This is a genomic window from Bacillus sp. JZ105, from assembly GCF_053903125.1.
Genome location: NZ_CP096387.1, coordinates 2,691,806 through 2,706,907 on the forward strand (window position 1 = coordinate 2,691,806; position 15,102 = coordinate 2,706,907).

Annotated in this window: 13 protein-coding genes; 5 read left to right on the plus strand and 8 right to left on the minus strand. The window is 41.8% G+C overall.

All coding sequences use genetic code 11. From position 1 onward, the window contains the following. Positions 1-24: 24 nt before the first annotated feature. The 6 genes from M1D81_RS13805 to M1D81_RS13830 all read right to left on the minus strand — a co-directional run bounded on the left by M1D81_RS13805 (position 25) and on the right by M1D81_RS13830 (position 6,849). The gene (locus tag M1D81_RS13805) at positions 25-1,377 is read right to left on the minus strand and encodes an amidohydrolase family protein (RefSeq protein ID WP_056768208.1); all 1,353 of its coding nucleotides are present in this window, start codon (positions 1,375-1,377) and stop codon (positions 25-27) included. Positions 1,378-1,640: 263 nt separating this feature from the next. Then, complete coding sequence (locus M1D81_RS13810; protein WP_456266611.1) at positions 1,641-2,255, minus strand: LysE/ArgO family amino acid transporter; 615 nt, start codon at positions 2,253-2,255, stop codon at positions 1,641-1,643. Positions 2,256-2,387: 132 nt separating this feature from the next. Next, on the minus strand, positions 2,388-3,968 hold the full coding sequence (gene mbcS, locus M1D81_RS13815) for an acyl-CoA synthetase MbcS (protein WP_456266610.1): 1,581 nt from the start codon (positions 3,966-3,968) through the stop codon (positions 2,388-2,390). Positions 3,969-4,194: 226 nt separating this feature from the next. Then, positions 4,195-4,407 (minus strand): alpha/beta-type small acid-soluble spore protein, encoded by a 213-nt coding sequence (locus M1D81_RS13820; protein ID WP_024424829.1) that lies wholly within the window; start codon positions 4,405-4,407, stop codon positions 4,195-4,197. Positions 4,408-4,496: 89 nt separating this feature from the next. After that, on the minus strand, positions 4,497-5,702 hold the full coding sequence (gene thiI / locus M1D81_RS13825; protein WP_456266609.1) for a tRNA uracil 4-sulfurtransferase ThiI: 1,206 nt from the start codon (positions 5,700-5,702) through the stop codon (positions 4,497-4,499). Positions 5,703-5,706: 4 nt separating this feature from the next. Next, positions 5,707-6,849, minus strand: a complete 1,143-nt coding sequence (locus M1D81_RS13830) for a cysteine desulfurase family protein (RefSeq protein WP_456266608.1) — start codon at positions 6,847-6,849, stop codon at positions 5,707-5,709. 186 nt (positions 6,850-7,035) lie between these two features. On the opposite strand from M1D81_RS13830, the gene brnQ (M1D81_RS13835) reads away from it, so the two are divergent. Together brnQ (M1D81_RS13835) and brnQ (M1D81_RS13840) are read left to right on the plus strand one after the other, a co-directional pair. Next, positions 7,036-8,376, plus strand: coding sequence for a branched-chain amino acid transport system II carrier protein (gene brnQ, locus M1D81_RS13835; RefSeq protein WP_101676762.1), 1,341 nt, complete (start codon positions 7,036-7,038; stop codon positions 8,374-8,376). 214 nt (positions 8,377-8,590) lie between these two features. Further along, positions 8,591-9,934, plus strand: a complete 1,344-nt coding sequence (gene brnQ / locus M1D81_RS13840; protein ID WP_456266607.1) for a branched-chain amino acid transport system II carrier protein — start codon at positions 8,591-8,593, stop codon at positions 9,932-9,934. Positions 9,935-9,974: 40 nt separating this feature from the next. Here the strand turns inward: brnQ (M1D81_RS13840) and ezrA are convergent, their stop codons facing one another. Then, positions 9,975-11,678 (minus strand): septation ring formation regulator EzrA, encoded by a 1,704-nt coding sequence (ezrA, locus tag M1D81_RS13845; RefSeq protein ID WP_456266606.1) that lies wholly within the window; start codon positions 11,676-11,678, stop codon positions 9,975-9,977. Positions 11,679-12,019: 341 nt separating this feature from the next. Here ezrA and hisJ point away from each other — a divergent pair, with 341 nt between their 5' ends. Beyond that, positions 12,020-12,835 (plus strand): histidinol-phosphatase HisJ, encoded by an 816-nt coding sequence (hisJ, locus tag M1D81_RS13850; protein WP_456266605.1) that lies wholly within the window; start codon positions 12,020-12,022, stop codon positions 12,833-12,835. Here hisJ and refZ read toward each other — a convergent pair. Then, a complete protein-coding gene (refZ, locus tag M1D81_RS13855; RefSeq protein WP_024426169.1) occupies positions 12,805-13,470 on the minus strand; it encodes a forespore capture DNA-binding protein RefZ in 666 nt (221 codons plus the stop codon). The genes hisJ and refZ overlap by 31 nt on opposite strands. Before the next feature lie 126 nt (positions 13,471-13,596). Between refZ and M1D81_RS13860 the strand changes: the two genes are divergently transcribed. Then, positions 13,597-14,094, plus strand: a complete 498-nt coding sequence (locus M1D81_RS13860; protein ID WP_456266604.1) for a GAF domain-containing protein — start codon at positions 13,597-13,599, stop codon at positions 14,092-14,094. A gap of 303 nt (positions 14,095-14,397) precedes the next feature. Further along, positions 14,398-15,000, plus strand: a complete 603-nt coding sequence (gene rpsD / locus M1D81_RS13865) for a 30S ribosomal protein S4 (RefSeq protein WP_024424838.1) — start codon at positions 14,398-14,400, stop codon at positions 14,998-15,000. Positions 15,001-15,102: the final 102 nt, after the last annotated feature.

Consider the following 15,102-nt stretch of genomic DNA (forward strand, 5'->3'; position numbering starts at 1 on the left):
GCAACGCCTATGGGGTTATTTTATTTACGAAGGTGTCGATTCAAACTTGTGTGATAAAATATGGTCTCTTGCTGTATAAGCTTTTCGTTTGACCTCTTCTAGGTTCACATCAACAAGCTTTCCGTTTCGTTTCACTGCTTTTCCAGCCACATAAACAGAATCAACATTTGAAGGATGTGCCGTTTGGACAACCGCGCCAGCCGGATCTGTCATCGGCAGAAGATTCATGCTTGTCCGGTCGATTAGGATGAAATCAGCTTCTTTCCCAGGTGTAAGCGACCCAATTTTATGATCGAGCTGTAATGCACGAGCCCCATTGATCGTCGCAGCCTCAAGCATTTGATGAGCAGACAGCCCAAGTTCAGGCCCCGGCATGACCCCATCCATTAACAACGATTGATTTTGGATCGCGCGCTCTGCTTGAAGTCCGAATTTCATTTGGGCAAACAAATCTCCTCCTGTCGCTGTCACTACGTCTACACCGAGTGTTGGAAGAACACCTTGTTCAATCGCAAGTCCTGTGACAGGATAACCGTGACCCATCATCATTTCAATTTCAGGGGTAATGGATATGGAGCTTCCGCTGTCTGCCAGCATCTTCATTTGATCCGCATCAATTGCATTAATATGCACCATGTTCAAATCCGGTCCGAGTAACCCTGCTAAGTGAAGCCGCTCAATCGATCGATCCTCCGCTCCCCAATTCCCAAAACCGATGTGCATACTGCATAGAGCATCTAGAGACCGGGCTGTTTCAATTTCAAATACCGACGTCTCCCATGATGAAAACTCTGGTCCACGAATCGCAAGTCCCATTGTTAAAAGCTGATCTGATGATTGAAAATGCGCTTTTTTCACACGTGCTGCGTCCTCCATATTAGTGAGCGTACTCTCTCTATCCCAATATTCAGCATCTCCAGAGGACCCAAAAGCAAAAACAGCTCGTATGCCCGCATCTTTTAATCCTTCAATGAGCTCTTCTGTATGATCCATTGAATTGATCATCGTCCAGTCTAAAAACGTGGTCACACCTGCATCTAAAGCCTCTAATGCCCCTAAATAATTGGCGATTCGATCGTCGGATGGGCGTCTCATCGCTCCATAGTTGCCATAATAGATTTTGCTCAAATATGTCTGCAAAGACCAATCCGTCCCTATGCCCCGGATGACAGACTGCCACACATGCCGATGTGTATCTACAAGACCTGGCATGATGACCATATCAGATGCATCAACGATGTCTGCATCACTTACTTCAATTGAAGGCCTAACTTCTAAAATATGCTTCCCTTCAATTAACAAATCTCCCTTTTCAAGAAAACCTAAAGATGGATCCAGTGTTAAGAGAGCTGCATCTTTAAACAATGTTTTCTTCATCCATATCCCCCTTTTCAAATGACGAGGATAAATGCCCCGCCTCAATGACATTTTAAAACATAACAGGATCAAATTAGAAAAAAAGTGACTTATCTCAACATATGAAGAGCAGACGTTTCTGAAATAGTTCTTTCGATCATCCCAAACTCAAAGAATTTCATAGGTTTGATTCCGATATATTGTAAGGCTGCTACACTTTCCAACATAAAAAAAGCGCAGGATCATTACGTCCAAACGCTTCTTTGTTTGATTCTCTATGTACCTTACACAATCAATTGATACGCAATGTATAATGCAACCAACCAGATCATGACCGCCGAAGCCTTATTAATACGGTTCATCCATTTGCCGTTTGTATCTAACTTTCCTAACATCTTCCCTAAAAGGGCGAGCCCCATAAACCATAACCAGGACACGATGATACAAGCAAGTGTAAACGCCAGCTTTTCTGCTCCGTTATATTGCAGCGAATTCGTACCAATGACACCTATCGTATCGAGAATCGCGTGGGGATTTAAAAGAGAAACTGAACAGGCAAATACAATTTGTTTTCTTGCAGGCATTAATTTCTGCTTCTCTTCATCACCTGATGATGAGCTTGTGTTCCATACAGACCATCCCATATACACTAAAAAACAGAAACCAATGATATAAAGGCCGATTTGCAGCACAGGAATGGTAAACACCACAACAGAAACACCTATGACAGCTAAAGCAATTAAAAGTGTGTCACAAAGAGCAGCTGTGATGACGACAGGCATTGCTCGATATAATCGAGGCTGCAGCGCTCCTTGTTGAAATACAAATACATTTTGTGCACCCAAAGGTAAAATGAGACCAAAGGCAAGCACAATTCCATGAATGATCGCAATGGACATCTACTAACATTCTCCTTTTTCAGCAATTCCTACATATTTTAACACAAAGCCCCCTGCCTGCTTTCAACGAATTTCATTTTCCGTACAAAAAAAGCGCCGGATGCTTCCATCCGAACGCTTCTCGCTTCTTTATTATTGACCTTTTCGTGCAAGCTCTCTTTCTCTCAGCTCTACACGGCGAATTTTCGCTGACGGAGTTTTTGGCAGTTCGTCAATGAATTCGATTTCTCTTGGGTATTTGTACGGTGCTGTTGTGTTTTTCACATGTGTTTGCAGCTCTTTGATCAGTTCATCACTTTGATCAGTTCCATCACGAAGGACGACGTAAGCTTTGACGATTGATCCTCTGATTTCATCTGGGCTCGCCACAACTGCACATTCCTTCACTGCTGGATGCTTAATCAGTGCATCTTCTACTTCAAACGGTCCAATTGTATAGCCCGAGCTGACAATGATGTCATCTCTGCGGCTTTCAAACCAGAAGTACCCATCTTCGTCTTTTTTCGCGCGGTCACCCGTAATAAAGTAATTGCCGCGGCGCTGCGCTTTTGTACGCTCTTCGTCTTTATAGTATTCCTTAAACAAAGCCGGCGTTTCAAGATGCACCGCAATGTCACCAATTTCTCCAGGTGCGCAGACGTTTCCATCCTCATCAATGATATCTACTTCGTTGCCAGGGGTTGGTTTTCCCATACTGCCTGGCTTGATGTCCATTCCTTTTAGCACCCCTACGAGCAGTGTGCTTTCAGTTTGGCCATAGCCGTCTCGTACTTCTATATCGAAATGCTTTTTGAATGTATCAATGACTTCACGGTTCAGCGGCTCTCCCGCAGAAACAGCACTATGCAGCTTCGGCAGCTCGTACTGACTCAAATCATCTACTTTTGCCATAAAGCGGTATTCTGTCGGTGTACAGCATAGGACATTGATTTCATTATTTTGAAGCAGCTCTAAGTATGTATTTGGATTGAATTTCCCTCCATACACAAATCCTTCTGCTCCACTTCCTAACACAGATAAGAGGGGGCTCCACACCCATTTTTGCCAGCCTGGTCCTGCTGTCGCCCATACTTTATCTCCTTCATTAATGGAGAGCCATGCTTTGGCAGCTGTGCGTAAATGTGCATACGCCCATCCATGTGTATGAACAACCCCTTTAGGGTTCCCTGTTGTACCTGATGTATAGGATAAAAACGCCATGTCTGTGCGCTTTGTTTCTGCCAATTCAAGTTCGTTTGATTGCTCTTCCTTTTGCGCTAGAATGTTTGTCCAGCCATGATCATTTTCACCGATTGAGAATGTTTTAAAATCGTTTGGCTGTTTGGTTCCGTCGAACGATTGAATGAATGAAGAATAAACGATCGCTCCTTTTGCTTCTGCGTGTTTAATTCGGTAATCTAAATCTTTCGCACGCAGCATTTCAGAACAAGGAATCACAACCATTCCTGTTTTCAAAATGGCTAAATAAATGCTGTATGCCTCGAGCATGCGCGGCACCATCACAATGATTTTATCGCCTTTTTTAAAGCCTGCTTTTAATAAAACATGTCCAATTTTATTTGCCTCTTCCACTAATGCTGCATACGTCACATGTGCTTCGCGGCCATTGCCGTCCTGCCAGTGCAGGGCCATTTTCTCCTTGTCATGACTGAACGCTTCAATCTCACTGACTAAGTTATATTGCTCTGGTGCAATTAAGTCTTCTCTTTTCATGGTACAGCTCCTTTTAGCCTCTTTCTTATGAAACGAAACATGTTTCAATTTACCTATTCTAACACTCATAACTGAAAAATGCTTGAATTAGGACCTACTCCTAGTATTATGCCATAATTTTTTTCATTCGTCTCCTTTTTTAAAAATATTCTAACTATTTATATGTACAATAAGAAAAGAGCGGGAAGGATCCCGCTCATAAGCCATAGCTTTTAAATTGTGTGTCTTAGAAAGATCCGCCACCCATATGTTGTTGAGCGTAAGATACAAGACGCTTAGTGATTTCTCCACCAACTGATCCGTTAGCGCGAGATGTAGTTTCTGCACCAAGGTTTACACCAAATTCAGAAGCGATTTCGTACTTCATTTGGTCGATAGCTTGTGCAGCGCCTGGTACTAGTAATTGGTTAGAACTGCTTTGTCTGTTTTGTTGAGCCATGTGTTCTCACCTCCTTGTGAATATAGAATGTGTAGAAACACATGACTTCATGCGATTGATTTTATGGTAATTATTATGAAATTTTCGTTTTAGAATAGATCAGAGAATTCGTCTGCCGCTTTCTTTTCATTTGTCACAATAATTGTTTCAATTTGCTCTACTGCCTCGTCCAGCATCGGCTCGAAATCAGCAAAGCTTTCGTAGCGTTCTACCTTCTCTAGCTTTGGTTTTGTTTTCGGAGACGGCGGCGTAAAAATCGTACAGCAATCCTCGAAAGGCTGAATGCTTGTATCGTATGTGCCAATTCGTCTCGCTTCATCAATAATGTCATTTTTATCGACAGCAATGAGCGGGCGGATGATTGGTGTATTGGTCACATGGTTAATAGCATACATGCTTTCAAGTGTCTGACTTGCCACTTGACCAAGGCTTTCTCCGGTAATAATCGCAAGGGCATCGCGCTTTTCTCTTATTTTGTCAGCTATTTTCAGCATCATTCTTCTTGTTGATGTCATCGTATAGTTTTCTGGTACTTGTTTGTGAATCAGCTCTTGAATTTTTGTAAAAGGTACAATGTGAAGTTTCACTTTGCCTCCATATGCTGCCAGGCATTCTGCAAGATCAATGACCTTTTGTTTGGCACGTTCACTTGTATACGGCGGGCTAAAGAAATGCACAGCTTCAATTTCAATTCCGCGTTTCATCGCTTGATAGCCGGCAACTGGGCTGTCAAAGCCGCCTGAAAGCATGAGCATCGCTCTTCCGCTAGAACCAACCGGCAGGCCGCCTGCACCTTTGACATCTTTAAATGTAATGTACGTTGCTTGCTCTCTGATTTCAATGCGTAAATGCACATCCGGCTGTTTCACATTGACTGTTAAGTTTTCCGTATTCCTTAGAACATGTCCGCCAATTTCACGGTTCATTTCATTTGAATCAAGTTCAAATTGTTTATAAGAGCGTTTCGTTGAGACTTTAAATGTATTTCCTTGTTCATACACTTCCTTTACCGCTGTTAGTGCCGCTTCTTTAATCGCATCTAGATTCGTCTCACATTTAACCGCAAGACTAAAGCTCTGAATGCCAAAGACACTTTTGAGCTGTTCTGAAATCGGTTCAGGGTCTTCTCCATTCAGCATAATCGTGATGCGGTCTCTATCAGATGCAAGTTTTAATGCTTCAAAATCCTTTAAGACGAACCGAATGTGCTGTCTTAGTTTTTCAATAAATTTCTTTCTATTCTTCCCTTTTGTTGAGATCTCACCAAAACGGACTAAAATATGATCATATTTCATACTGTTATCTCATTCCTTTTAATTTTTTCACACTTTGTGCGATTGACGTGATGATTTGCGGCGTTAGCTCTGGTCCTTGTCCATACGTCAAGCTGATTCTCATACTGCTTTTGGCTGCTTCCTCTGGTTTTCCCATTGCCAAAAGTACACGGCTTGGCTCTTTTTTCTTGGCTGAGCAGGCAGAGGTTGTAGAAACATATATGCCTTCTTTTTCAAGCATATGGAGGAGGACTTCAATTTGAATACCCGGCACTGAAAAATTCACAATGTGCGGCGCACTTTGTGCCTTCGGTGTGTTCATCACAATTCCTTCTATCTCTCCAAGCTGTTTTTGCAGCTGCGTTTTTAAGTTCAGCATCTCATCATGATGCTTGTCAAGCTGTTCAAATGATTGTTTCATGGCTTTTGCTAAGCTGACAGCTCCAGCAGGGTTTTCAGTACCTGAACGAAGCCCTAATTCCTGCTCTCCCCCCGTAATGAAAGGGGCGAGCGTGACATCTTTCTTTAAAAAGAGAGCTCCTGTGCCTTTTAATCCATGAATTTTATGGCCTGACATCGTCAAAAGGTCTATATCCAGCTGTTTATTGAGAGCTACCTTGCACATTCCCTGCACCCCGTCGACATGAAAAAGTGCGTTTTCGGCATGCTCACGAATGATGCCAGCAGCCTCTTCAATCGGCTGGATAGCACCAGTTTCGTTATTGACGTGCATCATGCTGACAAGCACTGTATCAGGGCGAAGCATTTCTTTTAAATGAGTCATATCTGCATGGCCATGCTCATTTACTTGAATATAAGAGATGTCAAAGCCAAATAACGCCTTCAGCTGTTCAAACGATTCAATAACCGAAGGATGCTCTATTTCTGTGGTCACAATATGCTTGCCCCGGTTCATTTTGGCAAGTGCTGCTCCTTTAATGGCGATGTTATTCGCTTCTGTTGCACCAGAAGTAAAAATAATCTCATATTGTTTCAAGCCCGTGTAGTGAAGCATTTGTTTTCTCGTTTCATTTAACAGCCGGCTTGCATCTATTCCGAGCTGATGAAGCGAAGATGGATTTCCAAAATAACGTTTACTCACTTGCTGATATACTTGTAAAACCTCAGGGTACGGTTTTGTGGTTGCACTATTATCAAGATACATCATTGCGAAACTCCTTATCCTCTTGCGTTAAACTAATATGATCCGAATTCCTTTTTTTTCAATATAAAGCGGTATATTGACAACCTCATCAATTCACTATATCATGCATAGTGCCATTGTCATATTTTTTCCTAAATTAACAGAATATTTAAACATGGCGGAAAAATAAAATAATAGGGGGATAACCTTATGAAAAATAAGTTAAGTCAAACAGACACATTAGCCATCGGCTTAATGTTGTTTGCACTCTTTTTCGGCGCAGGCAATATGATATTCCCTCCTGTACTTGGACAGTACGCAGGTGAAAACGTATGGCTTGCGATCGGTGGATTTTTACTGACAGGAGTTGGGCTTCCGCTCTTAGGTGTCATCGCCGTTGCCCTGACAGGAACTGGTGCAAAGGGGCTTGCTGACAAAGCTCATCCTACATTCGGTACCATTTTCACTGTCATTTTATATTTATCCATTGGGCCTTTCTTTGCGATCCCTCGTACTGGAACGGTTTCTTATGAAATTGGGCTGGCGCCGTTTCTGTCTGAAGCGCAGTCTGAATCATGGATTCCATTATTCTTGTTTTCGATTGCTTTTTTCGGCATTACCTATGCTCTTGCTTTAAATCCATCGAAGCTTGTTGACCGAATCGGTAAAATTTTAACACCAATTTTACTCGCTGTCATTGCTTTAATTGTGATCAAAGCGATCGCGACACCAATGGGTGGAATTGGCAGTCCGCATCCAACTTATGAAGGAAGCCCGCTGTTTACCGGCTTTTTAGAAGGCTACAAAACGATGGATGCTCTTGCTTCAATCGTTTTCGGAATTGTCGTTGTCACGGCTGTGAAAGAGCGCGGTATGACAGAACGTAAATCGATTGCCGCAGCCTGTATTAAAGCTGGGCTAGTCGCAGCTGCTGGACTAGCTCTTGTGTACATATCACTCGCTTATGTCGGAGCATCAAGCCCTGAGGCAACAGGTATGGTCGGGGCAAATGAAGGTGGAAAACTCCTTTCGCTTGCGGCGAACTTTTTATTTGGTTCTGCTGGTAATATTGTGCTAGGGGCTGCGATTTTATTTGCATGTTTGACCACAAGTATTGGACTGGTTTCATCCTGCGGGGAATATTTTTCTTCACTATTTCCACGCTTTTCTTATCGCACTGTTGTTTTAGTTGTATCTTTATTCAGTACATTTGTGGCAAACCTTGGGCTGGCGCAAATTATTTCGCTCTCTGTTCCGGTTCTTGTTGCGATTTATCCGTTAGCCATCGTGATCATTCTCTTATCTTTTCTTGATCGCTGGATCAACGGAAGACGGATTATTTATATCGCTTCACTCATTTTTACAGGTATCTTTGCCGTCATCGACGGGTTAGTGGCAGCAAAGATTCCTCTTGGCGGTTTAAATGAAATTTTAGAAGCTACTGTTCCTTTATACAAACTTGGGATCGGCTGGGCTATCCCTGCCGTACTTGGAGCCATTATTGGTCTTCTTATTTCTTTGTTTACGAGCCCACCTAAACAGCCTGCTTAATCAAGCATCAAATCAAACAACATCCCCTTCATAGGAGAAGGGGATGTTTTTGATTGTTCTTCATATACTAAAATAGAAAAATTCATGACTTTTGTATGAAAACACATGTTGACATCAGGCGTACATCCTTTATAATTAGTGAATGTTAATGAAGAACCGTTTTAGCAGCTAATTAACAGAATATTTCAACATAATATTGGAGGCTTTATATTCAATGAAGGCAACATTGTCGACGAAAGATACGATTATTATAGGTTTTATGTTATTTGCTTTATTCTTCGGCGCCGGAAATATGATTTATCCGCCAGAGCTTGGGCAATATGCCGGAACAAATGTTTGGAGAGCAATGGGCGGATTTTTATTAACAGGTGTCGGTTTACCTCTACTCGGGATTATTGCGATTGCTTTAACAGGGCGTGATGCAAAAGGACTTGCAGATAAGGCTCACCCAGTGTTTGGAACAGCATTCACCGTCATTTTATATTTATCCATTGGGCCGCTTTTCGCTATTCCGCGTACAGGAACAGTTTCGTATGAGATTGGGGCATTACCATTTTTATCAAGTGTGCCAGCTTGGCTGTCCCTTCTTTTATTTACACTCGTCTTTTTCGGTATTACGTATTATCTTGCTTTAAATCCAACGAAAATCGTGGATCGTGTAGGGAAAATATTAACACCGATTAAATTTACGATCATTTTTATTATCATTGTCAAAGCCATTTTGACACCGATGGGCGTCATTGGTACACCAGATGTATCTTATAGCAACGGATCGTTTTTCAAAGGATTTTTAGAGGGCTATAAAACGATGGATGCTCTTGCTTCTATTGTATTTGGAATTGTTGTCATCAACGCGATTAAAGGACGCGGTGTGACAAGTAAAAAGGCACTGGCTTCTGCTTGTATCAAAGCGGGTTTGATTGCAGCTGCTGGATTAACCTTCGTTTACCTGTCACTTGCGTATCTAGGTGCTTCTAGTACACATGCCATTGGATTCGTTGGAGATGGAAGCAAAATCTTAGCTCAGTCTTCTCAGTTCCTTTTCGGCAGTCTAGGAAATATTGTGTTAGGTGCTGCCATCACAGTCGCTTGTTTAACAACAAGTATCGGTCTTGTCACATCATGCGGAGAGTATTTCTCAAAGTTACTTCCCAAGCTTTCTTATAAAATGGTCGTGACACTTGTTACATTGTTTAGTTTCATTATTTCTAACTTTGGACTTGCTCATATTGTTGCTTTCTCTGTTCCAGTCTTAACAGCGATTTATCCGCTGGCGATTGTGATCATCGTTCTATCACTTGCTGATAAATGGCTTGGACATAGACAACCAGTATATGTCCTCTCGTTAATTTTGACAGGGTGCGTGAGCTTATTTGACGGCTTAGCAGCAGCGAAGCTTCCAATCGGTCCAGTAAAAGACATTTTCCAAACAGTGCTGCCTTTTTATGACCTTGGCATTGGCTGGCTTGTCCCTGCGATACTTGGAGTCGCTATTGGGTTCGTGATCTCCCTTTTCACTTCTTCTGCTTCAGAAGAACCCCAGAAACAGGCATCATAATACAAAAAAGCTGAAGTCCTATCAATGGACTTCAGCTTTTTTATTGATGCTGATATTCTTTTTCGTGCTGTGCTAATAGCTTCTGAACGGCTCCAGGTGATGCTTTTTCAACAGCTGCTGCTGCTATATCAAATGAACCGTTATAATCATACGCATAAAATCTTCGCTCTGCCTCTTTTAATTGTTCTGAAAGAATATGATTTTGGCTTCTAAAACGATTGCCGTATTGAATGATTCGTTCAATTTGATCCACTTTAGTGAGCATTTCTTCCGTCTCATTCACAACATGTCTCACTGTGTCAGAGGCTTCTTTTAATTGCCCATTCACGGCTGGCATGTTGAGCGGCAGGTTCTCCAGCTGCTCGTGCACTTGCTGAATCATCTCCTGCGCTTTTCCAGCCTGCTCTTTCATGTCAGCAGGTACACCTGGAATATTGCTTTTTTGCAGCTGGCGCACTGTATCTGTCAGCATCGTTTTGAGCTCAGCCAATGTTTCTCTCGCTTGCAGCTCTTCTTTTCTTAATGATTGAAGATGATCCTTAAATGTTTCATGCAATGCTTTTGCATCATCGATAAAGGTCTCAAGCTGATTGATTTCATTCATTAATAATGAATATGCGACATGGTCACGATCAAGCTTCTCACGAATTTGTTTCATGAGCTTTTCGATTTCTTCTAAGCGTTTTTCAAACGCCTTCTGTTGATCAAGCTCTCCGGCTGTCAGTTTGTAGCTTTCTTTTACAAGAGCTGTTTCTGCCTTTGTTTGGGTGTGATCCTGCTCGAGCTTTTCAAATGCTTCCGTCAGCTCAGGCATTTTGCTTTTGATTTCCTGACCTGCTTCTACTTCCGCTTCCAGCTGATCATACAGCGTCTGAATGGCATCATCAATCATTTGCAAAATGCTTGATGCTTCTTCCAGATTGAGTTCATCAATCAGCAGTTTTTCCGCACGGGTCAGCTGTTTGTTTAAATTCTCAAGCTCTTTAGTGATCTGAATGTGCTCGAGCTTGTAGCCTTTGTCTGTCATTTCTTTATATCCGTCTTTCAGCTTCGTCAGCTGGCCTGGTGCGGTTTGTTTGCAGTCTGCAATGAGCTTCGGTACATCATTGATATACAGCTGAAGCTGATCAAGTCTGCGGTCTTGCTCAAGCAAAATCTTTCTTGCTTTCATATAGTTGCCGTTTTCTGTCTCTTCCTCGTACTGCTTGATCCCTTCCCAGGCTTCATCTAAATCCTGCTCCATTTTGTCATAAAGGGTGCCGTATAAATGGCTGTACGCAAGCAGATTTTTTCGAACTGTTTGATATTGTTCTTTGACCTTTTCAATGTCCTTGCGATTTTGCTCCTCGCTTGTGACAAGGTCTGCAATCTCTTTTAAAATGTCTTCAATGTTCGAATCAGCAGCACCGAGCAAGTCCTGAATGTGCGTAAGAACCTGCTTGGCTTTGGAGAATCGATATTTATCAGAATACTCTTCTGCATCATATAATAGCTCCTCTACCTTTGGAAGATGGGCTGTGACGATATCGTCCCACTCTGCACGCCATCTTTCAAAAAATTGCTCTGTTTCTCCGGTCATTTTTAAATGTTTGATCTTTGAAATTTCTTCTACAATTGATCTGTTTAAAATTTCAATTTTCCATGCTTCCAATCGGTCAATCTCTTTATATATATTTTTTCGCAGGAAATAACCGACTGAAAACAAAGCAAGCAAAATGACAATTAAACCGATGATTAACTCCATAATGAGCCCCCTTGTTGTGATCTAAGTGATGTCAGGGTAAAAGTGTCCCGAGTAGACCTGAGAACCCTTTCGTGTCCGCTTTGCATTTGTTTTTTTATAAGCAGGATCGTATGTTTTCCAATACGATCCATTCACGGTTTTATGTATGTTTTTTCAAGAAAGTATTTGTGCGCTTTCTATCATTTGATCACACGTATCAATGTGACCTGCTTTTATGTATGCGGAAGCTGTCGTTTTCATTGTTATTATGATACCATGTAACCAGCATTTTTGGTCATGATTTTTCATTATTTTCGCTGATAAACATCACGTTTTTCAAAATATCGACAAGAGGTGACGACATGCTGAAACAAGATGCACATCTACATACACCGTTTTGCCCGCACGGTTCGCTTGATTCTTTTCATTCTTATATTGAAAAAGCCATCAAAAAGGGATTTGATTCCATAACCTTTACCGAGCATGCCCCGCTGCCCCCATCGTTTCAAGATCCAACACCTGAGCAGGATAGTGCCATGAAGCTCCAAGACCTTGAAGCGTATATAACGAAACTGGCTCAGCTGAAACAAGAATACAAAGGACAATTAATGGTAAAAACTGGGCTTGAGGTTGACTTTATCAAAGAGTATGAAGAGGAAACAAGAACCTTTTTAGACTGCTACGGTCCAGAACTAGACGACGCCATTTTATCTGTTCACTTTCTCCCTGCTGGCGATGATTATATTTGCCTTGATTTTGACGAGCATGCCTTCCAGCAGCTAATAAGCATCTATGGCAGCATCGAACAGGTCTATCAAAGCTACTATGACCAAATTCATTCTTCTATTCTATCATCTTTAGGCCAATATAAGCCAAAGAGAATCGGTCATATCACCCTTGTCCAAAAATTCAAACAGCTTTTTCCATATGAAATGTCACCTGAACTTTGTCAAAAGGTCACCCTTTGCCTTGAAGAAACGGCAAAAAAAGGCATGTCCTTAGATTTTAATACATCAGGTCTTCGTAAAACATATGCCAGAAGTATCTATTTAGATCAATGGATGATTGACCTTGCAAAAAAGAAAAAAATTCCGCTCATATTCGGCTCTGATGCCCATCAAGCGGAAGATCTCGGATATGCGTATGATCAATTCGAGGACATCATGAGGTTCAGATGAGAATCTAGTGCCGGCTCTTTTGGTTCTAACAGATAATGAAGCGAGCGGCTCAGCTCCTTAAAGTACATTTGATAGAAATACGGCTCACTTGGGTTCAAATAAAGCACCTCTGTTAAATATTGCGGCTGTAAATATGGCATCATGAGAAGTGATTTAAGCTGAATCATAAAAGATGCGAGTGAAAGCTGCTCACAAATAACATGGGTGCTTTTTCCTTTTTCAATGATGAGCTGAAACAAATATTTTTCTTTAGTTAAATATGTCGACATGATTTCTCTGATGAGTGTCGAATCAATCGTCACCTCCCGATAAACGAAACGGGTTAATTGACGGTGCTTGTGCTGATAAGATAAAATATCAAAAACCACATGTAGTAAGCATTCTTTTGCGTGACGGGTTTCCATGTGATGGAGATGTGATTCAATCATGTGAATGTAACCTTCATAAAAATCGGATACGAGCTGCTCAAGCAGCCCTCCTTTTCCTTGAAAGTAATAAGAAATGTGGGCAACGTTGACGTTTGCTTCCTTCGCAATCTCACGGACAGAGGTTCCAGAAAATCCTTTTTGGTTAAAAAGTCTGATGGCAGCATCCATAATACGGTCTTTTGTTTGCACAGTTGTTGATGTTTTCATCCGCTCACCCCTCTTCATGTGTACATACTTCAAGATGAAGGCGGAAGTTCCTTTTACAATTGCTCGACAAATCCCACATGCGAGACGCAAGTTATGTATTTTTAAGATAGAAAGTAGGAGATTTTCATGTTTCATGTCGAAAAACAGTCTGGCGATCCTTCAAAAGACTATCAATTGCTTGTCAAACAGGTAGAAGCCATTACAGATGGTGAACCTGATCTGATTGCCAACTTGGCAAATGCAGCTGCGCTACTCTATCACTCACTTCCTGAAGTCAATTGGGCAGGGTTTTATTTAGCAAAGGGCGGCGAGCTTGTGCTTGGACCATTTAACGGACTGCCTGCATGTGTGCGCATCCCTTCTGGAAAAGGCGTTTGCGGTACAGCCTTTGCGACAGGTGAAGTGCAGCGTATTGCTGATGTCCATGCATTCCCTGGACATATTGCCTGTGACGCCGCATCGCAATCTGAAATAGTCATTCCGCTCAAGGTCAATGGACAGATCATTGGAGTGCTCGACATTGACAGCCCTGTGAAAGACCGCTTCAGTGAAGTAGATGAGACCTACCTTACTCAATTTACAGAAATTCTCCAACAGGCGTTATCCGTCTCTACGGATGCGTAATCATTTTGAAAAAGCAGGCACATTGTCTGCTTTTTTATGTTTCTTTATATAATGGAGAACGTCACCTCTGCCTCTAAATAGGTTGACTTTTCCTATCCAGCGTCATATAATAGAGTTTGTGTGAAATATGGCAGCCTTTTTGTTCGGCTTTTTTGTATCATTTTGTTCCTTCTATATTATGAAGGTGTATCTTGTAACTCCCTGCTGCTGGAGCGAGGATGCATGAAAACATAATGACGAAAAAGAGGAAGAACAGACGGTTTTTATTTTTCACAAATAAAAACAATAAGGAGGAGTCACATTATGGCTCGCTATACAGGTCCAAGTTGGAAGATTTCCCGCCGTTTAGGCATTTCATTAAGCGGAACAGGTAAGGAACTTGAAAAACGCCCTTACGCTCCAGGCCCACATGGTCCAGGACAACGCAAAAAACTATCTGAATACGGTTTACAATTACAAGAGAAGCAAAAGCTTCGTCACATGTACGGTGTCAACGAACGTCAATTCCGTACACTATATGACAAAGCTGCTAAACTTCCTGGTAAACAAGGTGAAAACTTCATGATCCTTCTTGAAACTCGCCTTGACAACCTAGTATACCGTCTTGGCCTTGCTCGTACTCGCCGCCAAGCTCGTCAGCTAGTAAACCATGGTCACATCCTTGTTGATGGAAGCCGTGTAGATATCCCATCTTTCTCTGTGAAACCAGGTCAAACGATTGCTCTTCGTGAGAAATCTCAAAACCTTGCAGTAGTGAAAGAATCAGTTGAAGTAAACAACTTCGTTCCTGAATACCTTTCTTTCGATGCTGAAAAGCTTGAAGGAACTTTCACTCGTCTTCCAGAGCGTTCTGAATTAGCGCCTGAAATCAGCGAACAACTAATCGTTGAGTTCTACTCTCGTTAATTTCATTACTTCTCTAAGAGAGAGCAAACAAACCCTAGATCCCTTGATTGTTCAAGGATTTCTAGGGTTTTTTGTTTCGGGTCAAACATATAAAGTAAAAGC